Origin of the sequence: Streptomyces colwelliae (genome assembly GCF_048158785.1) — a bacterium.
Lineage (GTDB): Bacteria > Actinomycetota > Actinomycetes > Streptomycetales > Streptomycetaceae > Streptomyces.
In genome coordinates, this window is the sequence record NZ_JBLTJC010000048.1 from 18,917 (window position 1) to 42,286 (window position 23,370).

17 protein-coding genes and 1 pseudogene are annotated in these 23,370 nt (G+C 69.4%); 4 read left to right on the forward strand and 14 right to left on the reverse strand.

All coding sequences use genetic code 11. The features are described from left to right. Window positions 1-19 precede the first annotated feature (19 nt). The 6 genes from ACNFOC_RS12970 to ACNFOC_RS12995 all read right to left on the reverse strand — a co-directional run bounded on the left by ACNFOC_RS12970 (window position 20) and on the right by ACNFOC_RS12995 (window position 4,921). On the reverse strand, window positions 20-799 hold the full coding sequence (locus tag ACNFOC_RS12970; RefSeq protein ID WP_416959270.1) for an ABC transporter permease: 780 nt from the start codon (window positions 797-799) through the stop codon (window positions 20-22). Then, window positions 796-1,569 (reverse strand): ABC transporter permease, encoded by a 774-nt coding sequence (locus ACNFOC_RS12975; protein WP_416959271.1) that lies wholly within the window; start codon window positions 1,567-1,569, stop codon window positions 796-798. The genes ACNFOC_RS12970 and ACNFOC_RS12975 overlap by 4 nt, the downstream gene beginning before the upstream one ends. Then, window positions 1,566-2,534, reverse strand: a complete 969-nt coding sequence (locus ACNFOC_RS12980; protein WP_416959272.1) for an ABC transporter substrate-binding protein — start codon at window positions 2,532-2,534, stop codon at window positions 1,566-1,568. Before ACNFOC_RS12980 ends, ACNFOC_RS12975 begins: the two co-directional genes overlap by 4 nt. Window positions 2,535-2,748: 214 nt before the next feature. Continuing rightward, window positions 2,749-3,684, reverse strand: coding sequence for a PDR/VanB family oxidoreductase (locus ACNFOC_RS12985; RefSeq protein ID WP_416959273.1), 936 nt, complete (start codon window positions 3,682-3,684; stop codon window positions 2,749-2,751). Next, a complete protein-coding gene (locus ACNFOC_RS12990) occupies window positions 3,681-3,860 on the reverse strand; it encodes a hypothetical protein (protein ID WP_416959274.1) in 180 nt (59 codons plus the stop codon). The genes ACNFOC_RS12985 and ACNFOC_RS12990 overlap by 4 nt, the downstream gene beginning before the upstream one ends. Next, complete coding sequence (locus ACNFOC_RS12995; RefSeq protein WP_416959275.1) at window positions 3,857-4,921, reverse strand: aromatic ring-hydroxylating dioxygenase subunit alpha; 1,065 nt, start codon at window positions 4,919-4,921, stop codon at window positions 3,857-3,859. Before ACNFOC_RS12995 ends, ACNFOC_RS12990 begins: the two co-directional genes overlap by 4 nt. A 1,168-nt stretch (window positions 4,922-6,089) precedes the next feature. Between ACNFOC_RS12995 and ACNFOC_RS13000 the strand changes: the two genes are divergently transcribed. Continuing rightward, a complete protein-coding gene (locus ACNFOC_RS13000; RefSeq protein ID WP_398854716.1) occupies window positions 6,090-6,500 on the forward strand; it encodes a hypothetical protein in 411 nt (136 codons plus the stop codon). Continuing rightward, window positions 6,493-9,165 (forward strand): lectin, encoded by a 2,673-nt coding sequence (locus ACNFOC_RS13005; RefSeq protein WP_416959276.1) that lies wholly within the window; start codon window positions 6,493-6,495, stop codon window positions 9,163-9,165. Before ACNFOC_RS13000 ends, ACNFOC_RS13005 begins: the two co-directional genes overlap by 8 nt. Window positions 9,166-9,219: 54 nt before the next feature. Here ACNFOC_RS13005 and ACNFOC_RS13010 read toward each other — a convergent pair. From ACNFOC_RS13010 to ACNFOC_RS13020, 3 genes and pseudogenes are all read right to left on the reverse strand, one after another. After that, window positions 9,220-9,324 (reverse strand): annotated as a pseudogene (locus tag ACNFOC_RS13010) (TMEM165/GDT1 family protein); the annotation flags it as partial. Between the two features lie 108 nt (window positions 9,325-9,432). After that, window positions 9,433-10,575 carry a universal stress protein gene (locus ACNFOC_RS13015; RefSeq protein ID WP_416959277.1) on the reverse strand — a complete coding sequence of 381 codons (1,143 nt, stop codon included), beginning with the start codon at window positions 10,573-10,575 and terminating at the stop codon, window positions 9,433-9,435. A 339-nt stretch (window positions 10,576-10,914) separates the two neighbouring features. After that, the gene (locus ACNFOC_RS13020) at window positions 10,915-11,280 is read right to left on the reverse strand and encodes an ArsR/SmtB family transcription factor (RefSeq protein ID WP_416959278.1); all 366 of its coding nucleotides are present in this window, start codon (window positions 11,278-11,280) and stop codon (window positions 10,915-10,917) included. 106 nt (window positions 11,281-11,386) lie between these two features. On the opposite strand from ACNFOC_RS13020, the gene ACNFOC_RS13025 reads away from it, so the two are divergent. Together ACNFOC_RS13025 and ACNFOC_RS13030 are read left to right on the forward strand one after the other, a co-directional pair. Beyond that, complete coding sequence (locus tag ACNFOC_RS13025; RefSeq protein WP_416959285.1) at window positions 11,387-13,375, forward strand: heavy metal translocating P-type ATPase; 1,989 nt, start codon at window positions 11,387-11,389, stop codon at window positions 13,373-13,375. Window positions 13,376-13,827: 452 nt separating this feature from the next. Continuing rightward, complete coding sequence (locus tag ACNFOC_RS13030) at window positions 13,828-15,807, forward strand: potassium transporter Kup (RefSeq protein WP_416959279.1); 1,980 nt, start codon at window positions 13,828-13,830, stop codon at window positions 15,805-15,807. Window positions 15,808-15,852: 45 nt separating this feature from the next. On the opposite strand, the gene ACNFOC_RS13035 is transcribed toward ACNFOC_RS13030, so the two are convergent. From ACNFOC_RS13035 to ACNFOC_RS13055, 5 genes are all read right to left on the reverse strand, one after another. After that, window positions 15,853-16,506: an FHA domain-containing protein gene (locus tag ACNFOC_RS13035; protein WP_416959280.1), complete on the reverse strand. Its 654-nt coding sequence runs from the start codon at window positions 16,504-16,506 to the stop codon at window positions 15,853-15,855. 40 nt (window positions 16,507-16,546) lie between these two features. Further along, window positions 16,547-17,890 carry a vWA domain-containing protein gene (locus ACNFOC_RS13040; protein ID WP_416959281.1) on the reverse strand — a complete coding sequence of 448 codons (1,344 nt, stop codon included), beginning with the start codon at window positions 17,888-17,890 and terminating at the stop codon, window positions 16,547-16,549. A 22-nt stretch (window positions 17,891-17,912) separates the two neighbouring features. Next, window positions 17,913-18,908, reverse strand: a complete 996-nt coding sequence (locus ACNFOC_RS13045) for a PP2C family protein-serine/threonine phosphatase (RefSeq protein WP_416959282.1) — start codon at window positions 18,906-18,908, stop codon at window positions 17,913-17,915. A gap of 3 nt (window positions 18,909-18,911) precedes the next feature. Next, window positions 18,912-21,494 (reverse strand): serine/threonine-protein kinase, encoded by a 2,583-nt coding sequence (locus ACNFOC_RS13050; protein WP_416959283.1) that lies wholly within the window; start codon window positions 21,492-21,494, stop codon window positions 18,912-18,914. A gap of 129 nt (window positions 21,495-21,623) precedes the next feature. Beyond that, window positions 21,624-23,009, reverse strand: a complete 1,386-nt coding sequence (locus ACNFOC_RS13055; RefSeq protein WP_416959284.1) for a GlnX family signal transduction membrane protein — start codon at window positions 23,007-23,009, stop codon at window positions 21,624-21,626. Window positions 23,010-23,370 lie beyond the last annotated feature (361 nt).

Sequence of the window (23,370 nt, forward strand, 5' to 3'; positions counted from 1 at the left end):
GACCGCCCTTTCACGATGTTCACGGGGACCGGCGGGCGGCCGCGCGCAGGCCGTGGTACCAGCCGAGCACCCGCCGCTCGACCACCTGGAAGACGACGGAGAGCAGGAAGCCCAGCATCCCGAGGACGAGGATGCCCGTCCACATGTCCGCGATGGCGAAGCTGCGTTGGAACTGGACGATGGTGAAGCCCAGGCCGTCGGTGGCCGCGAACATCTCGCTGATGACCATGAGGATGATCCCGATGGACAGCGCCTGGCGCAGCCCCGCGAAGATCTGCGGGCTCGCCGACCGCAGCACCAGCGTGCGCAGCCGGGTGACGCCCGTGACGCCGTAGGAGAGGGCGGTTTCCTTCATGACCGGGTCGACCGCGCGGACGCCCTCGACCGTGTTGAGGAGGACGGGCCAGACGCAGCCGCTCGCGATGACGACGATCTTCATCGTGTCGCCGATGCCCGCGAACAGCATGATGACCGGGACGAGGACCGGCGGCGGGACCGCGCGCAGGAACTCCAGGACCGGTTCGCACACCGCGCGCACCCGCCGGTAGGAGCCGATCACCGTGCCGAGCGCGACGCCGGCGACGGCCGCCGTGGCGTAACCGGCCGCGAGGCGCAGGACGCTGGGCAGGACGTCCGACTTCAGGCGGTCGCCGGTCCACACGTCGGGGAAGGTCTTCAGGGTCGTCCGCAGGGGCGGCCAGTACACATTGGTGCTGCCGTCCGACGTCAGCCACCACACGGCGACCAGTACGGCCGGCAGCGCGACCGCGAACAGCAGCCGGAGCAGAGTCCGCCTCACACCGCCACCTCCCCGCGCACCGACTGGTGCCAGGCCAGTGCCCGCCGCTCCACCGTACGCGCGCCCACGTTGATGAGCAGCCCCAGCAGACCGGTCACCACGATCAGCGCGTACATCTCCGGTACGGCCTGCGAGGTCTGGGCGACCGCGATGGTCGCGCCCAACCCCGGTGCGCCGATGACCAGTTCGGCGGTGATGGTGAGGATCAGCGCGACGGCCGCCGCCAGCCGTACCCCCGTCATGACGTACGGCAGCGCGCTCGGCCACAGCACGTGCCGGATCCGGGCCCAGGTGCCGAGACCGTACGATCGCGCCGTCTCCTCGGCGACCGGGTCGACGTCCTGGACGCCGTAGAGGACCTGGATCAGGATCTGCCAGAAGGAGGCGTAGACGACGAGCAACAGCACCGACTTCAGTTCGGTGCCGTACAACAGCACCGCGAGGGGGATGAGGGCGACGGACGGGATCGGGCGCAGGAACTCGATCGTCGAGGCGGTCGCCTCGCGGAGGTAGGGGACGACGGAGAGCACGACGCCCGCGACGATCCCCGCGCCGACGGCGATCGCCAGGCCCAGGGCCCAGCCGGTGAGGGTGTCGCCGAGCGCCGACCAGAACGCGCCGTCCCGGAGCTCGTCCCAGAACGCGGACGCGATGCGGCTGGTCGGCGGGAAGTAGGCCTCCTTGACGATGCCGACGCGCGGCACGACCTCGCCGAGGGCGAGGAAGGCCGCGAGTCCGGCCGCACCGAGTGCGGTGTTCAGTCCCTTCACGGAAGCAGCGTGTTCAGGTCGGGGTTCTTCTTGAAGAGGCCGTCGGTCTCGCTCAGCTTCTCCAGCGCCTCGATCGACGAACGGTTCGCGTCGGCGGGCCACTTGGGCAGGATCACCTTGGCCAGCACGCTCGCCGGGACCTTGGTGTAGGTGGCGACGATCTGGCGGACCTCGTCCGGGTGGGCGTCGGCGTAGGCCAGGGACTCGGCGGTGGCCTCCTGGAACTTCTTCACCACGTCCGGGTTCTTGGCCGCGTACGCCGTCGACGTGAAGTACATGGCGACGGTGAGGTTCGGCGCGACGTCGACCAGCGGCCAGGCGATCTGCTGGGCGCCCTGGTTCAACATGGTGGTGAGCGCGGGTTCGACGGCCATCGCGGCGTCGATCTGGCCCTTGTCGAGCGCGGCCGGCATCTGGTCGAAGGCCAGCTCGACGAACTTCACCTCGTCCGGGTCGCCGCCGGCCTTGCGGACGGATTCGCGTACGGCCGTCTCGTTGATGTTCTTCAGCGTGTTGACCGCGACCTTCTTGCCCTCCAGCTCCTTCGCCGACTTGAGGGTGCTGCCCTTCTTGACGACGAGGGCGCCGAAGTCCTTGCCCGACAAGCCGGTTGAGGCGACACCGTTGGCGATGGCCTTCACCGGGACGTCATTGCTCTGGGCGAGCATCAGGGAGGTCATGTTGGAGAAGCCGAACTGGAACTGGCCGCTGACCACCCCCGGCACGATGGCCGCGCCGCCCTGCGCGAGGGTCATGGACAGTTTCAGGCCGTGCTTGCTGAAGAAGCCTTCCTTCTGGCCGAGGTAGAGCGGGGCGACATCGACGATGGGGATGACCCCCACCTTGACCGTGGTGGTGCCGGTGGACGAACTGTTGTTGTCCGACGCTCCGTTGCCGGACGAACCGCAGGCCGACGCGGCGACCAGCACTGTTGTGGCCGCGAGGCCGACGAGCAGACGACGCATGGCAACTCCTGTGCAGACGACGGTGTTCCGACAGGCTGTGCGTACCGCGCACAGTGGTGCTCAACTGTGTTGAGCGGGAACGTAGGGCCCCTGCACGGCCAGGTCAATGCCTAGTGCTCACAATATTGTTGACAGTTGCCGAAGTGTGCTCTTGGCGTGTTGTGCGTCGTCGTGACAGATCCAACCCGCGCCGTCACGGATCCAGTCCGTGTCGTCACAGATCCAGTACGAGCCGCTTCCCCGCACAGCGGGAGACACAGATGAGCATCGTCTCGCCGGCCGCCCGTTCCTCCTCGCTCAGTACCGAGTCCCGGTGGTCCGGGGTGCCTTCGAGAACATCGGTCTCGCAGGTTCCGCAGGTGCCCTCGGTGCACGAGAACAGCACCTCGACACCGGCGGCGCGCACGGTGTCGAGCACGGACACGCCCACCGGGACGGTGACCGTCTTCCCGCTCTGCTCCAGCACGACCTCGAACTCGCTGTCGGCGCCCACCACTTGGGCCTTCGGCTGGAACCGCTCGACGCGCAGGATCCCGCCGGGGCACCGCGCCTCGACCGCGTCGAGCAGCGGCCCGGGACCACAGCAGTAGACGAGGGTGCCGTCCGGTACGTCGTCGAGGACCGACGGCAGGTCGAGCAGCCCCACCTCGTCCTGCGGAGCGACGGTGACGCGGTCGCCGTAGCGGCTCAACTCCTCCCTGAACGCTATGGAGTTGCGGGTGCGCCCGCCGTAGAGCAGGCTCCACTCCGCGCCCGCCGCCTCGGCCGCGGCCAGCATCGGGAGGATGGGCGTGATGCCGATGCCGCCCGCGACGAAGCGGTAGCGGGGGGCGGGCTCAAGGCGGAAGTGGTTGCGCGGTCCGCGCACCCGCACCTTGGCGCCCTGCCCCAACTGCCCGTGCACGTACGCCGATCCACCCCGCCCGTCCGGCTCCCGCAGCACGGCGATCCGCCACGCAGTACGGTCGGCCGGGTCGCCGCACAGCGAGTACTGGCGCTCCAGGTCCGGGCCGAGCACGACGTCGATGTGGGCGCCCGGTTCCCAGGAGGGGAGTTGCTCGCCCAGCGGGTGGCGCAGGGTGAGGGCGAGGACTCCGTCGGCCGCCAACTCCTTGCCTTCTACGACGAGTTCGGCCTCGTAGGTGCTCATGCTCCGGCTCCCCGCGGATCGTCGACCGAGTGGCCGCTGGGGTGGGCGAGCATCCACTCCCACATCTCGATCGGGTCCTGGGAGGTGTGCTCGCGGCCGCAGTGGCAGGTGCCGTGCAGGACGTCGGTGCCCGGCAGCCAGTCGATGCGGTAGACCTCGCCGGTCGGAGCGGTCACTGGACCTTCTCCACGGGCTTGGCGCCCTCCTCGACCAGCCGGGCGAGGATACGGCGGGCGGCGAGACCGCCGGTGTCGATGTTGATGCTCAGCTCCTGGTAGCCGCTCCGCTCCGAACCCAGCGTCTTCTGAAGGAGGTTGAGGGCGTCCACGTCCTGCATGACGACCGTGTGGTTGTTGCCGCGCAGGAACTCGGTGACCTCGGCGTCGTCCGTGGCCCAGTCGCGCGAGACCGCCCAGAAGTCGTACACCTTGCCGTCCGAGGAGGGCGTGATGGCGTAGGTGATCTCGGTGTGGAAGCCGTTCGGGTCGCTGCCGTCCTCCTCGGGCAGGACGCCGACCGGGGCGATACGGCTGTGCAGGAGGTAGAGGCACGGCGCGTGGTACTCGATGTCCTGCCAGCGCGTGATCCGCCCTTGTATTCCAGTGGACTTGGCGTAGAACGGCGGGCACTCGGCGTCGCCCATGTGCCGGCTCACCCGGACGACGCCGGCGCCCTCGTCGACCTCCGTGGTGATCGGCGTCTCGGCGACCTCGGGGGAGCCGATGTAACCGCCGTGCAGATACGTCTCGTGGGAGAGGTCGAGGAGATTGTCGACGAGGAGGCCGTAGTCGGCGTCGATCGGTTCCATGCCGCTGACCGTGACCCAGTCGGGGGAGGCGAGGTGCGGGGCGCGGGGGATGACCTGCGGGTCCGCGAGCGCCGGGTCGCCGATCCACACCCACACCAGCGCGTCCTGCTCCACCACCGGGTACGAGGCGACGCGGGCGGTGCGGGGGATGCGTTTCTGCCCCGGCACGTACACGCAGGTGCCCGTCGTGTCGTAGGTGAAGCCGTGGTAGCCGCACACGATGCGGTCCCCGTCGAGTCGGCTCTCGGAGAGCGGGAACCGCCGGTGCACACACCGGTCGTGCAGGGCCACGGCGGTGCCGTCGTCCTCGGTGCGGTAGAAGACGAGGGGTTCACCGAGGATCGTCCGACCGAGCAGGTCACGCCCGACCTCGTGGCTGTAGGCGGCGACGTACCACTGGTTCCTGGCGAAGGCGGTGGTGTGCGGCATCGTTGCGGCTCCCGTCGTTGGGTGATGGCGACATCGTCCGGAAGGGGGGCGCGGGGGCGCAATACCTCTTCCGTCTCACGGAAGGGGCTGGGGAAACTGCCTGCTCAGGGCGGGTGCTCGTCTGTGGGAGCGAAATCAGGAGTGTGCTGGGCCGGCGACTTCGCTGAGCGTTTCGGTCGGTGGGTTGTGTCTACCTTGGCGCTTCCGCTTTGCGTTATGTGGCAGCTTTGGGCATTTTCTATCGACTGTTGTGCCACGAACTGGCGGTACACCGGCAGAAGTTGCATCGTTGCAGATCAGGCTTGATCATTTCCGCGTTGAGATGCCATGGGGTCGAATCCGGGTCGAATTTGCCGTTCTTTCGCCTCTCCAGCGCGTAGTTGCAGGTCAGGAGTGGGGTGAGAGGGCGTGATGGCAGGCAGTGCGAGACCGATTGCTGAGGCTGTGGCCTTGAAGGGTGTACCCGAGTAGATTCTTGGCCTGCTGGTGGTACGGGCCGCAGAAGGATTTGACCTGCGCAAACGCTGTATTGCAGGGAGAGTGGTCGAGCCCTGGCCCGCGTATGGTCCGGATCTTGGTGGGTAGTAGACCGAGACCAGGAGCCCTTTCCGAGCTGGCGGTGCTGACCGCGAGTTGGACCATCCTGCGCAACGACGAAGCTCCTGGTAGACGGATTCTCGACCAAGATCACCCGTGTAAGCCAGGAGCTTCGCGTGCTTGCCTACCCGTCCTCAATGCCCTGTCCCCCGGATGGCAGCGGCGCACCCATTCACCGCCACCGGTGGGGTACCGATCGGTGCAGCAGGCTGGGACCGGCGCGGTTGGGACGTTCGCGGTCATGGTCGGTTCGGGGCAGCTCGTACAACTAATACAAGGGGGCTGGGCGGGAAATTTGTCGGCAGGGCCGTGTAGTCCGCCGGTGCGCGGCGGGGTCGGCTTGTGCCCCACGATGTGGGGGACGTGCATCGGTGGTCCGCCTTGAACGAACGGTGGAGCGCCCTTCTGGTGCGGCTTGCGGCCGGTGAGAAACCTGGGGCCTGGGCGCCGGGGGAATGGTGTATCCCCGCGGTGGGGCTCTTCGGCGGCGACTTGTTACCCGGGCGTAGCGGCTGGACATCTGTGCCCCCTAGGCTCTGCGCGGTCGCCGAACGCTGCGAAAGGGTCTGGCATGCTCATGGTCTTCCGAAGATTTCGGGCCACGCTCGTGTCCGTGTCGGCCCGGCTGCTCGCCGCCACAGCGACGCCCGCCGCGCCCGCCGACATCCTCGGCGGGCAGGCCCTCGACCCCCGTACCGGGGCCGCGGACACCACCCTGTGTCCCTGGTTCGTGGGGTCCGGTGCGGACGCGGGCGCCCGGGTCGATGACGGTGACACCCAGTGGTACGACACGCACCACTACCTGACGGTCGGCGCCGACGCCTGCGACGTCACGCCCGCGCTCAGGTCGAGCGCCCCGTCCCTGGCCGAAGCCCGGACCCGGGTTGCCGAACTCGCTGCCGACGGCGCGTCCTACGTCTCCACCGACTGGATCACCGCCCCCGCCGACGGCGTACTCGACGAGGTGCCGACCCGTGGCTGACTCCCCGAGCCCCCGCGCTCTGCTGCGCTTCCTGGTGACGGGTGCTACGGCGCTCGCACTCGCAGTGTCCGGTCAACTGGCCGGTACCACAAGGGCGGTGGCGGCGGTGACCGATCCCGTGTCGCTGGTCAATCCCTACATCGGCACCGGCGGCAACGGCGACTTCAGCGCCGGGAACACCTTCCCCGGCGCCGACGTGCCGCACGGCATGCTGCAGTGGTCTCCCGACACCACGTCACGTCCCAAGGGCGGCGGCTACAACTACGCCGACTCGGCCGTCTCGGGCTTCAGCCTCACCCATGTCTCCGGCGTCGGCTGCGACGCGGCCGGGGACCTGCCGATCCTCCCCGTGGTCGGTTCGCTCGGCTCGGACCCCGCGTCCACGACGGAGTCCCTCTCGCACTCCAACGAGACGGCGTCGCCCGGCACTTACTCGGTCGGCCTGGGCAACAGCACGACCGTGGCGCTGGCGACCACCACGCACGCCGGGATCGGGCAGTTCACCTTCCCGTCCTCCACCCAGGCGAGCCTGCTCCTCAAGGTGCAGGACACCCAGACGCCGTACACCTCCTCGACGCTCGACCTCAGCGGCGGCAACACGGTGACCGGGTCGATCACCAGCACCGGCTTCTGCGAGGACACCACCCCGATCACGCTCTACTACGCGATCACCTTCGACCACCCCTTCACCGCCACCGGCACCTTCACCGGCGGCGAGTACCTGACCTTCGACACCACGAGCAGCCGGACCGTGGAGGCCCGGGTCGGCATTTCCTACACCTCGGTGCCGGAGGCCGCGGCCAACCGGGACGCCGAGGTGACCGGGAAGACCTTCGCGGCCGTCAAGTCGGCGGCGTCGTCCGCGTGGAGCTCCGAGCTGTCGAAGATCACCGTCACCGGCGGCACCTCGGACCAGCAGCACGTCTTCTGCACCGCGCTCTACCACGCCTCGCTCTTTCCCTCCGTCATCAGCGACGCCGACGGCTCCTACCGGGGCTTCGACGGCGCGGTGCACACGGTGGGCAGCGGCCACTCGGCGAAGTACGCCGACTTCTCCACCTGGGACACCTACCGCTCGCAGGCCCAACTCACCGCGCTGCTCGATCCGTCGGTGGCGTCCGACATGGCGCAGTCGGTCGTCGACGACTACCAGCAGGGAGGCACGCTCACCAAGTGGGGCATGGAGACCGCCGAGACCCACATCATGGTGGGCGACTCCGCCGTACCGCTGCTCGCCGACTTCTACGCTTTCGGCGCACGGAACTTCGACACGTCGACAGCCCTGTCCGCCATGGTGAAAGAGCAGACGACCAACACCGACGTCACCCCCGGCGTGACCTACCTGGACTCCTTCGGCTACCTGCCCACCAACTCGCTCTACGGCTGCTGCCACGAATACGCCACCACCTCGACCCAAATCGAGTACGACACCGACGACTTCGCCCTGTCGGTGTTCGCGGGCGCCCTCGGTGACACCGCGACGCAGAAGAAGTTCCAGGACCGGGCGCAGGACTGGGAGAACATCTACAACTCGTCCTCCGGCTACATCCAGCCGCGACACTCCAACGGCCGATGGATGGACGGCTTCAACGCCAAGCTGATCACCGGCACGTCGAGCAACGACTTCGCCGAGGGCGACGCCTTCACCTACACCCCGATGATCCCGTTCAACCTCGCCGAGCTGGCGTCCCTGGAGGGCGGTACGTCGTCGCTGGCGTCGTATCTCGACAGTGTGCTCGGTGGCTACCAGGGCCTGGGCAGCGTCATCGGCACCCAGTCCAACATGGGCAACGAGCCGAGTTTCGGGCTGCCTTGGGAGTACGACTGGGTGGGGGAGCCGTACAAGACGCAGTCCACCGTGCGTGCCGTCCAGGACCAGCTGTGGACCAACACCGCCGGCGGCCTGGCCGGCAACGACGACCTCGGCGAGATGAGCGCCTGGTACGTGTGGTCGGCCCTCGGCCTCTATCCGGAGATCCCGGGCACCGCCGACCTGGCCATCGGCAGCCCGATGTTCACCTCGGCGGTCGTCACCGAGGGCAGCGGACACGTGCTCACGGTCAACGCCCCCGCGGCGGCGGACGGTTCGCCGTACATTCAGTCGCTCAGCCTCAACGGCGGCTCCTGGGACAAGGCGTACGTCCCGGCCTCGTACCTCGCCAGCTCCGCGGAGCTGGATTTCACTCTCTCCTCGTCCGCCAACACGTCCTGGGCCGCGGCCGGTTCGGCCGCACCGCCGTCCTACGGCGGCACCCCGGGCACCGGAGTGGCCCAGCCCAGCGGCACGCTCACCGAGACCGCCACCGGCAAGTGCGTCGACGACGCCGGCTCGGGTACCTCGAACGGTACGGCCATCCAGATCTACACCTGCAACGGCACCACCGCGCAGACGTGGAAGGTCGTTCCAGACAGCACCCTGCAGGTGCTCAACGACTGCATGGACGTTACCGACGGCGCGACGACTTCCGGCACCAAGGTCCAACTGCACACCTGCAACGGCACCCAGGCCGAGCAGTGGCAGGCGAACGCGTCCGGCGAGATCGTCAACCCGGTCTCCGGCCTCTGCCTCACCGACTCCAGCAACGGCGCCACGAACAAGACCCAGTTGACCAGCGCCACCTGCACGGGCGCGGTCGGCCAGCGGTGGACGCTTCCGTCAACGTGAGGAGCGAAGGGAACCTGGTGGAGGGGAGGGGCACGAAGACCGCGCCGAACCGTCCGTGACGACCTCGACGAGAGACCGGACGGCGAGGGCGAGAATGCACAGGCCGCCGAGGCGCTGCACGGTCTTGAGGGGCACGCGTATGGCGGTAAAGCGGCCGGCGTGCCCAGGTCCACGCCGGCCTCGGGCATGCGGTCGGGTGCCATCGGGACCAGGAGTTCCGCCTGCTCCTCCTGCGATCAATCGATGTGGTGCGAGTGGCGTCGCGGTTCACTGACCGGGCTCCGGAGCCCGGCCTCCACCTGTACGGGGGCGCAGGAGTCGGCCGTGTGCGGCTGCGGAGTGGGTGACGATGTAGACGTCGATGTCGTCACCGGAGCCTTCGACGATGGCGGTGCCCACTCCGCGGCTGAACAGCGCCCTGAGGCGGCTGCGCCGGGTGGCGCCGATGAGGATCTCGCTGGCGTTGACCTGGCGGGCGAAGTCCAGCACGGCCTGGGCGGGATCGTCGCCGACGACGGTGTGGTAGCTGCCGCCGAAGCTTTCCACCAGGGCGCGCTGGCGGTCCAGCAGGTGCGGGGAGGCCGGGACCAGCCCGTCGCCGCTCATGACGTGAACGGCGAGCAGTTCGCCGCCCGCTCCCCGGGAGGCGATTCGCTCGCCGCGCCGGATGAGGGTCTCGCCCTCCGGCCCACCGGGCAGGGCCACCAGCACGCGTTCCCGGGTGGCCCAGGGCTCCTGGATGCCCTGCTCGTCGCGGTAATGCAGGAGGGCTTCCTCGACGCGGTCCGCCGCCCACAGCAGGGCGATCTCCCGCAGAGCGGTGAGGTTGCCCAGGCAGAAGAAGTTCGCCAGGGCGGCGTCGATCTTCTCGGCCGGGTAGATGTTGCCATGGACCATGCGCCGGCGCAGCGCCTCGGCGGACATGTCCACCAGCTCGATCTGGTCGGCGCGGCGCACGACCTCGTCGGGTACGGTCTCCCGCTGCCTGATGCCGGTGATCTGTTCGACGACGTCGTTCAGCGACTCCAGATGCTGGATGTTGACGGTGGAGATGACGTCGATGCCCGCGTCGAGCAGCTCCTCGACGTCCTGCCAGCGCTTCTCGTTGCGGCAACCGGGAATGTTGGTGTGCGCGAGTTCGTCGACCAGCGCGACCTTCGGGTGACGCGCCAGTACGGCGTCGAGGTCCATCTCGTTGAAGGCCGCCTCCCGGTAGCCCATGGTCCTGCGGGGGACGGTCTCCAGCCCCTGGGCCATCTGCCGGGTCAGCGGACGGCCGTAGTCCTCCACGAAGGCGATGACCACGTCGGTGCCCCGCTCCGCGCGGCGCCGTCCCTCGCCGAGCATGTCGTACGTCTTGCCCACCCCGGGGGCTGCCCCGAGGTAGACCCGGAGAATTCCGTGCGACACGTTCCGCTCCTCCCGGGCGTCGGCGGGTCCTCTTCCCCCCATAGTCCTTCAGATCACCCGGAAGCGGGCCGCGCAGGGGTGTGGCGATGGCGATCGCAAGGGTCAGGGAGTGGCACGAAGGGGAGGGATGGGGCGTGCTGGACGCTGAAGACGGAGCAGCGGGTGGCGCTTGTCCGGGAGACGCCGACCACACACATCCCGAACTCCCGGCGGATCACCCGCACTTGAGCAGAGCGCACCTGGCGGGCGGCCGGCGCCACGCGCACGACTACCGCATCGATGCCCTGCACGTCCGCCGGCTCACCGCACGGCGGACGTCAGCGGCGGCCTGACGCGCGCCTACTCCTCGTCGGGTGCGTCCCGCAGGCCGAGGCGCAGATGTTCGACGTGGAAGAGGGCCTGGTCGAGGAGTTCGGCGACGTGGTGGTCGTAGAGCGCGTAGACGATCGAGCGGCCTCGGCGCTCACCGGCGACCAGGCCGAGGTTGCGCAGCAGGCGCAGTTGGTGGGAGCAGGCCGACTGTTCCATGCCGACGGCCTCGGCGAGGTCGCTGACCGCGCAGGGGCCCTCCTGGAGCCGGGCCAGGATGCGCAGCCGTGACGGGGTGGCCAGAGCCTGGAGGGTCGCGGCGACGTCGGTGGCTCCGACGGCGTCCAGGCGCTCGCGGGTGGTGGCGGTGCTCTGTGTGTCGACTCCGTGGCCCATGACCTCCATCCTACCGAAAACATATGAAGAGGTATTCATTCATTCCTGTATGGTGAAGGTGTTGCCCGCGATGTCCGCTCCCATGCCCGTGAAGGGTCTCTTCGTCATGTCTTCCACCCTCACCGAGCGCCCGGCTCCCGCCAAGGCAGGACGTCAGGTCACCGTCCCCAGGCGGCGCACCCGTGCGTTCGCGCTGGCCGAGATCCGTTGGGCCGCCGCCGCGACGGCCGCTTTCCTGATCACGCTGCCGCTGCAGATGAGCGGCCAACCGGCCTGGGTCTGGGGTCCGCTATACGCGGTCGCCTACGTCACCGGCGGCTGGGAGCCGGCCTGGGCGGGCCTCGGCGCGCTGCGCGAGAAGACCCTGGACGTGGACCTGCTGATGATCGTCGCCGCGCTCGGCGCTGCCTCGATCGGGCAGGTGATGGACGGCGCGCTGCTGATCGTCATCTTCGCCACCTCCGGCGCCCTTGAGGCTCTGGCCACCGCCCGTACCCAGGACTCGGTAAGCGGCCTGCTCGACCTGGCGCCTTCCACCGCGACCCGGCTGTCGGACGACGGCGGCGAACAGACCGTGGCGACCACGGAGTTGAGGGTCGGCGACACACTCCTGGTCCGGCCCGGCGAGCGGATCGGCGCCGACGGACGGGTGCTTGACGGGGCGAGCGAGGTCGCCCAGGCCACCATCACCGGTGAGCCGCTGCCGGTGCCGAAGGAGACCAGGGACGAGGTGTTCGCCGGCACACTCAACGGCACCGGCGCGTTGCGGGTCAAGGTGGAGCGGGACCCCTCGGACTCGGTCATCGCCCGGATCGTGGCCATGGTCGAGGAAGCATCCGAGACCAAAGCTCCTACCCAGCTGTTCATTGAGAAGGTCGAGCAGCGGTACGCCGTCGGCATCGTGCTGGCCACCCTGGCGGTCTTCGCCCTGCCGCTCTCCTTCGGCGTCGGCCTGACCGGCTCGCTGCTGCGCGCCATGACCTTCATGATCGTAGCCTCGCCGTGCGCGGTGGTCCTGGCCACCATGCCGCCGCTGCTGTCCGCGATCGCCAACGCCGGACGCCACGGCGTGCTGGTCAAGTCCGCCGTCGTCATGGAGCGTCTCGGCCAGGTCGACGCGGTCGCCCTGGACAAGACCGGCACCCTGACCGAGGGAACCCCGCGCGTCACCGACATCCGCCCCCTGGTGGGCTCCGCCCTCGACGAGGACGCTCTGCTGACGCTGGTGGCCGCGGCCGAGCACCCCAGCGAGCACCCGCTGGCCCGCGCGATCGTCGACGCCGCCCACGAGCGACGTCTCGACCTGCCCGAGGCGGAGGACTTCGCCTCCGCCCCCGGCGTCGGCGTGACCGCGACCGTCCACGGTACCGAGGTCGCCGTCGGCGCCCCGGCCCGACTGCTCGCGGGCGCCGAGGACGCACTCTCGGCCCGCGCCGCCACGGTCGCGACCGGGCTGGAGGACGGCGGGCGCACCGCGGTCCTGGTCCTGCGCGACGCCGTCCCGGTCGGAGTACTGGGCATCGCCGACCGGCTGCGCCCCGATGCCGCCGCCACGGTCACCGCCCTGCGCGAGCTGACCGGGACCGCGCCCACGCTGCTGACCGGGGACAACTCACGTGCCGCCGCCCGCCTCGCGGCCGAGGTCGGCATCTCCGACGTGCGCGCCGGACTCCTGCCCCAGGACAAGGTCACCGTCGTACGCGAACAGGAGGCGGCGGGCCGCAAAGTGCTCGTTGTCGGCGACGGCGTCAACGACGCTCCCGCCCTGGCCGCCGCACACACCGGCATCGCCATGGGGCGCGCGGGCTCCGACCTTGCGTTGGAGACGGCGGACGCCGTCATCGTCCGCGACGAACTCGCCACCGTCCCCAGGGTCGTTGCCCTGTCCCGGCGCGCCCGCAGGCTCGTGGTGCAGAACCTGGTGATCGCCTCGGTGTTCATCTCGGGCCTGGTGATCTGGGACCTGGCAGGCCACCTGCCGCTGCCGCTCGGTGTCCTCGGTCACGAGGGCTCGACGGTGATCGTCGGCCTCAACGGTCTGCGGCTGCTGCGAGAGAGCGCCTGGGAGCGGTTGGGCCCTGAACAGCGCACCTGAGGGCGCGGCTTGCCAAGCCAGCGCACCGGTCGGGAGGCAGAGCGGTGGGCCTACACCTCTGTGAGGTGAATCAAGGACCGAGCAGGAAACCTGGAGGGCTTGTTGCTGGAGGTGCAAGAACAAGCGGTGTTTGCTGGTTCAGTAGCGTCGGTCGATCTTGTACAGGTCAGTCGTTCAGTCGTGAGAACCGACCGGTTGGTCGAGTCGGCCGATGGCTTTCAGGTTGCGGGCCAACCAGTTGTAGGCGATGTCGTGGCCTGACGCGTGAGGCCGGTCGAGAGTTCCTCTTGGCGGAAGCGGTCAACGGCGTCGAGCAGCACAGGGCGGCGGCAAGGCGACACGGTTCGAGAGCGAGCGGCGCACCCCTGCGGGTGATGGGGCTGCTGTATCGGTAGTGTCCGCCCAGGCACGCCGGGTCTGCGGCACCGTAGTCCGCGAGGAGGAGGATCACCATGGCCGATCGCCGACACGGGGCCGCGGCGGACAAGGCGGACAAGGCGGACGCGGCGCCGCCGCCTGAGGCTCGCTCCGCCGACGTACGGGACGCGGTGCGGCTCGCGGTGGTGATCGGTGCGCTGGGTGTGGTTTTCGGTGACATCGGGACGAGCCCGATCTACACCCTCCAGACCGTGTTCAGCCCGGGCGATCCGCACCCGGTCCCGGTCAGCACGCAGAACGTGTACGGGGTGGTGTCGCTGGTGTTCTGGTCGGTGATGGTCATCGTCACGGTCACGTATGTGCTGCTGGCGATGCGCGCCGACAACGAGGGCGAGGGCGGCATCATGGCGCTGATCACCCTGCTGCGGCGCTGGAGTTCACAGCGCGGTGGGCGAACTGCCGTAATCCTGGCCGGACTCGGCATCTTCGGCGCGTCGCTGTTCTTCGGCGACAGCATGATCACCCCGGCGATCTCGGTGCTGTCCGCGGTCGAGGGACTCAAGGTCGTCGAACCGTCCCTGGACGACGCGGTCGTGCCCGTCACCGCGGTGATCATCGTGGTGCTGTTCCTGGTGCAGCGCCGGGGAACTGCGGCCGTGGGCCGGGTGTTCGGGCCGGTCATGATCCTCTGGTTCACGGCCATCGGCGCGTGCGGTGTCGTCGGCATCACCGACCACCCGGCCATCCTTCGGGCGCTGTGGCCGAGTTACGCCCTGGGCTTCCTGTTTGGCCACTTCGGTACCGCCTTCTTCGCGCTCGCCGCGGTGGTGCTCGCGGTCACCGGTGCGGAGGCGCTCTACGCGGACATGGGGCACTTCGGACGCCGCGCCATCACGCGCGGTTGGCTGTTCCTCGTCTTTCCCGCCTGCGTCCTGAGCTATCTCGGCCAGGGCGCGCTGATCCTCGACGATCCGGGCAACATCAGCAGCCCGTTCTTCCTGCTCGTGCCGCACTGGGGAAGGTGGCCGATGGTTCTGCTGGCCACGGCGGCCACGGTGATCGCCTCCCAGGCGGTGATCACCGGCGCGTACTCGGTCGCCTCCCAGGCGGCCCAGCTCGGCTACCTGCCGAGGCTGCGGATCGCGCACACCTCCGAGTCGACCATCGGCCAGATCTACGTCCCCTGGATCAACTGGCTGTTGATGGTCTCGGTCCTCACCCTGGTCTTCGCGTTCCGCAGTTCCGCGGCGCTGGCCTTCGCGTTCGGCATGGCGGTCACTGGCACCATCACCATCACCACCCTGCTGTTCTTCTATGTCGCCCGCGCGAAGTGGGGCACACCCGTGTGGCTGATCGCGACCGGCGCGACCCTGCTGCTCACCGTCGACCTGCTGTTCGTGGCGGCCAACCTGACCAAGCTCGTGCACGGCGCGTGGCTGCCGCTGTTGATCGGCATCACCGCGTTCACCGTCATGACGACGTGGCAGCGCGGCCGTGAGGTCGTCACCGCCGAACGCGCGGACCACGAGGGCTCGTTGCGCGAGTTCGTCGACCAACTCCGCAGCGGGCAACGGCCGGTGCTCCGGGTCCCCGGTACGGCGGTCTTCCTCAACCGGGACAAGCGGACGGCACCCCTGGCGATGCGGGCCAACGTGGAACGCAACCACGTACGGCACGAACAGGTCGTGATCCTGTCCATCGAGACCGAGCCGGTGCCCCGCGTCCCGGCCGGCCAGCGGATCGTCGTGGACGGCCTCGGTTATGCCGACGACGGGATCGTCCACGTCACCGCCCGGTTCGGCTACATGGAGACGCCGGACGTGCCCGGCACGCTGGCGATGCTCGACCCGGCCGACACCGAGGGGCCGTTGCTGCTCGACCAGGCGTCCTACTTCCTGTCGACGATCGAGCTCCGGCGCGGCCCGGCACCGACGATGGCCCCCTGGCGCAAACGGCTGTTCATCGCCACCTCCCACATCACGGCCGACGCCGCCGAGCACTTCGGCTTGCCCCGCGACCGTACGGTCATCATGGGCTGGCACATCGAGGTGTAGGTGCGCCTGTTGCCGACGGCCCGTCGAAGCGGAAGCGGACCCGGTTCAGTCCCGGTGGATGGTGATCGTCGTCCAGAGTCCGACATGTATGTGGTCGCCGTCCTTCAACGGCACCGGCACGTAGGGGGCGACGGGGTCCTCGGCGCCGTTCACCGTGGTGCCGTTGGTGGAACCCTTGTCGATGAGGGACCAGGTGGAGCCGGGTTGCTGGACGAGGATGGCGTGTTCGTGGGAGACGCCCGGGTCCTTGGGGTCGCTGTCGAGGTCGATGAACGGGGTCTCGCCTGTGGACTGGTGGCGACGGCCGATGGTGATCACGGTGCGGGTGAGGGGGATGTGGAGGTCGGGGGAGTAGGTGGGGACGTACAGTCCCTGGTCCTCGGGCTCGCTGTGGGCCATCACCCTGGCGAAGTAGTCGTGGTCGACGCGGACGGTGGCGGTCCAGGTCGGCGAGCCGGTGGGAACTTCCGCGCGGGGAGAGGGCTGCGAGGGAGATGGCTGTGGGACGGAGACGGTGCCGGCCCGGGTGACGAAGTTGTAGCGGCATCCCTCGCAGAACTGGGAGAGATCCTCGCGGGGCGTACCGCAGTTGGGGCAGAGTTCGGCGGCGGAGGGCGCCGGGGCGGAGGACATGCGGTGGCCGCACACCTCGCACCAGTCGTCGGTCTCGGACTGGTGGCCCTTCGGGCAAGTCGGCATCTCGTTCTTTCCCTCTCTGCTCCTCTACGTGTGGAGAGCGCTATTTCTTGACCCGTACGGTTTTCGTCGAGCGTGTTTCCAGGGTCATTTCGTCCGCGTTGGCCACCCGCGCCTTGAGCCGCACGGTGCCGCTCGCGGCGTCGACGACATCGACCACCTTGGCCAGCAGCTTCGAGGTGTCCTCGTTGCCGGACGCGCTGGCCAGCTGGACGGCGCGACCCAGCTTGGCGGTCGCGGAGTCGAAGTCGCCCTGCTTGCGGGCTTCCAGGCCCTCCTGGATGACCTGGGCGAGTTCGGCCTGGCCGGTGTAGTGGGCGACTTGGGGGTTGATGCGGGTGGAGGCGGCCATGTCGTCGGTCCAGCAGGCACGTACGAGGGCCTGGGCGACTGGCTGAGTCGTGCCGTCCGGCTGCGGGATCACGAGAGAGATCCGGGCGGCCAGCATTTCCTCGCCGACTTCGCTGAGAGGGACCTTGATACAGACGTGGTAGTCGCGGGACTCGTCGCCCCAGGAGCCGGTGGGGTAGTCGCCGGCGCGGGGACCGGCTTCGGTGCTGCGGAGGGTCAGGTCCTCGACCGTGGGGGCGACCTGCTTGACCCACTTGACCGTGGAGCCCTGTGGGGTCCACACGCGCAGCGCGACGTCGGCGACACCCTTGCCCATCGCGTTCTCCATCATCTGCCGGAAGTCGTCGGCCAGGCCGGCGGGGTCGGCGACGATGTCCACGGAACCCAGCAACGCCGAGGCGACCTCGGTGAGTTCCTTGACCTTCCAGTCCGTGCCGACGCCTCGGGCGTCGCAGGTGAAGCGTCCGGCGCAGGCGTTGAGTACGGCCCGTAGCGCCCCAGGCTCCTCGTGCTCGTTGCGGCCGTCGGTGAGCAGGATGCCGTGGCGTATCGGGACGTCGACCGTGGCGAGCAGCTCGTCGGCGAGCCACAGCCAGCTGCCGATCGCGGTGCCGCCGTCCGCGGCGAGCTTGCCCACGGCCTGCTTGGCCTGGTGGCGGGTGGCGGGATCGGCCACGGCCAGCCCGCCGTCGGCGGGGTAGACCTCGTAGGCCGCGTGGGTGCCGGCGATCACGGCGAAGGCGACGCCGTCGCGGATGGTGTCGATCGCTGCGGCGGTCGCGTCGCGGGCGTTCTGCATCTTGGTCGGCGGGTTGTCCATCGAGCCGGAGCAGTCGACCATGATGACAACGGCCGCGTCCGGAGCGGGTATTCGGGTCGGGTCTGCAGTTCCCAGCGGCAGGCCGCCGAGAGTACCGCCGCCGGTCGCGGTCACGGTGACGATCGCGTTGACTTCACGGCCGCCCTCCGGCAAGTACTCGTTCTGGTAGATGTCGACGGCGAACTGCGGCACGTCCGACTTGGAGAAGACAGCCATCGATTGCGCTCCTTAGCGTGCTTTACGCGGGGTCGTGTTCGGTCGGCCCGGCAGGCACCGGGATCGGGAGGACCGCGACCGTCACGTTGTCGCGGCCGCCCCTGTCGAGCGCCACTTGCAGCAGAGCCCGCGCGCACCGCAGGGGGTGCGCGCGGGCGTCCGCCGGCACCGCCGAGGCCAACTCCTCGGCGGATTCTGCGTAGTTCCACAATCCGTCTGTGCACACCACCACGACCCCTGGTCCGTCTGGCTCGAAGGACGTGGTGTGCGGGTCGAGTTCGGGCGCGTCCGCGCCGAGCCAGGCGGTGATGGCATGCGCGCGGCTGTCCGCGTATGCCTCCACCTCGGACAGCAGGCCGGCCGAGACCATCCGGGCCGCCCACGAGTCGTCCTCGGTGAGGCGCGAGGCGGGTGTGTCGGGGTCGTCCGGGATCCAGTACGCGCGGCTGTCGCCGATCCAGCCGACGGTGACGACCTTGCCGGAGGCCATGGCGCTCACGCAGGTGCAGGCCGGGGTGTTGTGGTGTGGGGCCTGGTCCGGTTCGGGGTCCTCGGCAGCGAGGTCGGTGACGGCCTGGCCCGCGGCCAGTAGCGCCTCACGCGTCGCGTCCTCGAACGAGTTGCCGCGCCGCAGCGCTTCGAGCAGTGACGCGTTGGCGCGCTCGGCGGCTGCCGCCGACGCGTCGTCCGGGCGGTGCGCGGACGACACCCCGTCGCACACCACGGCCACCACAACAGGCTTACCGTTGCGAAGAGTTGACGCTGACAGCGCGAACGCGTCCTCGTTGCGGTGGTGCCGCAGCCCTCGGTCACTGACCGCTGCCGCACCCTCCAACTCCTGCTCCTGGTGGTCGCGTTGGCGCGGCTCCTCGAAGGTCGGCTCGGGGGACTGACTCGCCGCTGAACTCCCCCTGGAGAGCGTGCCGTTGGAGGCCAGTTCTGTGCCGCATACGCCACAGAACCTGTCGTCGGGCTCCAGGGGTTCGGCGCAGCAGGGGCTGACGATTGGTTGCACCATGTGTCACACCCACGTCCAGGGGCGGAAGCGATTGGCCCGCTCCACCAGTTCGACCGCTGAGCTGTCCTGCTGCGCGAGCCGGGCCAGCACACGGTAGGAGCGCTCCATGCCGAAGCGCAGCCCACGCTCGGTCAGGTCGCAGTCCAGCAGTCTGACCCCCGCGGCCTCCGGGCCGGCGCCGGGGCTGCCGGAGAGCACCCAGTCGAGTGCGCTGCCCAGTACCTCGGTGGCGAGCTGCTCGCGCCGCTTGGCGTCGATACCGAGCTGCCGCAGCTCCTCCACCTGGACGGCTGCCGCCCGTAGGTCTTCCAACGGCAGTTCCTGCGGCGGCCGTTCGCGCAGCCGGGCACGTATCGCGGCGACCCGGGCCGCGGTGAAGTGGATCGAGGCTTCCGGCACCGACTCCAACGCCGCCACGGCACCGGCCCGCTGGTGCGAAGCGAGCAGCACGCGGGCAAGACCGAACGCCGCGCTGACATAGCGCTCGTCGGTGCTCCACACCAGCCGGTAGTACTCGGCGGCCTTCTCCAGTCGGCCCAGCATCTCGGCGCAGATGCCCAGCGCCAGCTTGGGCGCGGACTCGCCGGGGAAGGCGTCGTACACGGCGTCGAAGGCCAGCGCGGCGCTCTCGTGGTCGCCGGTCGCCAGCGCGGTCAGACCCCGGTGCCACACCACGCGCCAGTCGTCGAGGTCGTCGTCGGCCAGCGCCGTCAGCATGTGCGAGGCCGCGTCGATGTCGTCCGTCTCCAGTCGCGCCCTCAGGTCCCGCAGCCGTATCTCGACGGACTCGACGGGCGCCGACCGCAAGGCCGTGATCAGCTCCGCCGGTGCCGCGGCCGCCAGTCCCGCCAGGAACTTGGCGTTGGCGTCGTTCGGGTCCACCAGCGGCACCGGCAGCGCGAGGGCGGCAGCCCGCGCGTCGAGCCGCGCGACGGTGAGCGCGGCTCCTGTCTCGGCCTCGCCCGCCGGGCTGAAAGCCTGCGCCGGCACGGTGTACGGCGTACCGGCCGGGGGTGGGGTGTTCCCGAAGAAGACACCGCTCGCCGACGGGCCGGAGCCGGACGCGATTGCCTTGCCCGCCGGGCGACTTGGCCGTATGCCAAGGGATCCGTTCGGCGACCGGCGCGGGGCGCCGCGCCGTACCGCGAGCGTGTGCGCGCCGAGGGTGGAGGTGTTGCCGTCCAGGGGTTCGACCAACTTGTCCTCGACGACCCGCAGTTCCTGCCCGAAGACGCTGGACAGGGCGGGGCGGGGCTTGCCGGTCTGTGAGGCCACGATCTCGCGCAGGACGCCGAGGAGCTGGTCCGTCATTTCCTCGGCGGAACCGAAACGTCTGTCGGGGTCGGGGTCGGTGGCCCGGACGAGGAGCCGGTAGAAGGACTCGTACTGCGAGAAGACGGGGATCTTGTCGGGGCCGGGGAGGCTGTCGACGAAGACGGTCGTGTAGCCCTGGAAGTCGAAGGTGAGGATGGCGAGCGCGCGGGCCACCGTATAGAGGTCGGAGGCGACGGACGGGCCGAACTCGGCGACTTCCGGCGCCTGGTAGCCGATCGTGCCGTAGATCGCGGAGTCCTCGTCGTCCATGTGCCGGACCGCGCCCATGTCGATGAGTTCGAGCCGGTCCTCCTGCTGGATGGCGTTGTCGATCTTGAAGTCGCAGTACAGCAGCCCGCGTTTGTGGAGGTGGCCGAGGGCTTCCAGGGCCTCGATGGCGTACGCGATGGCCTGCTCGACCGGCAGCGGCTCGCGCTGGCCGTCCGGGCCGCGCCGCTCGTCGGCGATCTCCTTCAGGGATTTGCCGCCGACGTACTCCATGACGATGTAGCCGTCGAGCGAGCCCGTGCGCTGGTCGAGATGCTCGACGAAGTTGTAGATGCGGACGATGTTGGGGTGTTCGATCTCGGCGAGGAACCGCCGTTCCGAGACGGCGGCGGCCAGCGCGTCCTCGTCGCCGGTGTCGAGCAGGCCCTTCAGGACCACCCAGCGGTCGCTGACCGCGCGGTCGACGGCGAGATAGATCCAGCCGAGCCCGCCGTACGCGAGACAGCCAACGACCTCGTACTGGTCGCGGACGAGATCGCCCGCCCGCAGCTTGGGGGTGAAGGAGTACGGGTGGCCGCACTTGGCGCAGAAGCCGTCCGCGCGCCCCGGGCGCCCGTCGCGGCCGCGGCTGACCGGCATGCCGCAGTCGCTCTTGCCGCAGTACCGGTTCCGTTCGGGGACCTCGGGGTTCTCCAGGACGGAAGTGGCCGGGTCGGGACGGGGGATGGGCGGTACGGCGACCAGGCCGGCGCCGAGTCTGGCGCGGGTCGGTCCGCTGCCGCCGGTGACCGTGGTGCGCACGGTCACCGGGGTACCGCCGACGCTGCCCGTGAGGGTGTGGGACAGCCGGCTGAGTGTGGAGCGGGGCGAGGGCGAGGAGTCGTTCCCGGAGTTCTTCGGGCCCTCGCTCGCGGGTGACGCCCCTGTACGCCCGGCGCCCACCCGTTGGGGCACTGGGGCACGCCCGCAGATGTCGCAGTACAGTTCGCCGCCGCCGACGTCCTCGATGGTTCCGGTGCAGCCCGGGCGTTGGCACTTGGTCATGGTGTCCACCTTGTTCCCCATCGGATGTTCATGCGCAGGTCCACCGCCTCTCCCGGGGGCCGCGGGTCTTCTGGATGGCGGGGTGGTTCCAGTGGGTCCGCGGCAGGGGCATCACCCCGCAAGCCGATGTCAGGCACTCTCGCGCCCGAACGGAGGGAACTCGGCCAGGGTGCGACGCAGACCGATGACGGCGAGGGCGGCGATGACGAACACGGCGCCCGAGAGGCCCAGCGGCCCGGACAGCGCGCTGCCGGCACCTCCGGACGCGGACTTCTCGTAGGCATCGGTGTTGATTTTGATCAGTTTCTGCAGTGCGGTGTCGAACTGCCCGAAAGCCCAGTTGGAATCGCCGGGCTTGTAGCTCACGCAGTACGCGATCGCCCCGGTCACGTCTCCGGAGGTGGCGAGGGCGCGTATGCGGCGGTCGTCCTTTTGGTACACCTGGTAGCTGGCGACGACGGCTTCGGCTTGCTTGCGCTCGCCCTTGAACGTGATGTTGCGGAACTCGTCGCCGAAGAAGCCGGTGAAGGGCAGGTCTTCCTGATTGGCCCGGTAGGCGTTCATGGCGGCGGCGGACCGGGCGTCCCAGCCGCGGATGGTGGCGCCGGGCAGATGCATGAGCTGCTGGGTCTTGTCGAAGAAGTGCTGTTCGTGTTCGGCGGCGTTCGGCTGGTCCAGCAGGTAGCGGGACTCGTCGGCGTTGGCGTCGTAGGCGACGGCGCGGGCGCGGGTGAGAGCGACGACCGAGTCGTAGGCGTCGCGGCGAGCGCCGTGCAGGTACTCCTGCTGGCCGGAGATCTGCACGGTCGCGGTGACGGAGACGCCGATGGCGATCAGGACCGCCGCCGCCAGGGCCGGATTCACGAGGCGTCGGAACCGGACCGCGAGGAAGAGCTGGAGGACGAGGAGTACGACGGTCAGCAGCAGGCCGGCGGTGAGGACCGCGATCCGGGCCGAGGACAGCTTGTCCGTGGTGGTGGTGTAGGTCGTGTTGAAGGCGATGTTGTTCGCCGTGACCAGTTGGTCGGCCTCCGGCAGGAGACGGGTGCGCATGAGGTCGGTGGTGGACCGGTAGGCGGCCAGCGTGCCCGGGTCGGTCTTCCCCGCGGCGTAGCCCTTCTGCTTGCCGAGGAGTAGCGCGTGGGACGCGCCCTCCTCGTAACTGCCGAAGTCGGCGATGGCCTGCGCGACGGACGCTTCGGCCACCGGATCACCCTGGGCGGCGACCGAGAGGTCTCGGAGATACACGCCGGCTTGGCTGCGCCGCTGGTTGTAGATGTGGGCGGCGGTGCTGCGGTCGTCGGTGAGCGCCGAACTGGTGCCGAACATCAGCTGGTTGGCGAGCTGGGCGTCCATGTCGTTGAGCGTGAAGTACAGGCCGGTGGCGCTGGTGATCTGGGGTGCGGAGTGGTTCCGGATGTCCGACCAGGAGGAGCGCGCGAACAGGCCGGTCACAACGAGCGCGATGATGAGCAGAGCCGAGGCGCTCAACGTGGCGCCGCGCAGCAGTCTCAACCACTGGGGGACGGTCGTAGGGAGGCGGCCGCGCCACAACTTCGGCGGTCTGAGGCGCGGCCGACGTATTCCGCGGAGCGGCCGGCGTATTCGGCTGTTGGGGGAAACACGCGGTTCGCGGTGCCTCCCTCGAGAAGGCCGGGGGGAGTTGGTGCCCATCGGAGCCGACGCCTGGGGCGGTGCCGTAGGGCGCTGTTCCGTGGCGCTGGTGTCCGGCATTGCGTTGAGTCCCCTTCGCACTGCGGAGCGGCCTGCGCCGCGCTTTCCGCGGGGCCACTCTTGCGTCTCGAACGCGGGACAACCCTGTCTTGTCGCGACTTTGACGCCGCATCAACGGGACCTTGACGCGGTGCCGAGGGGG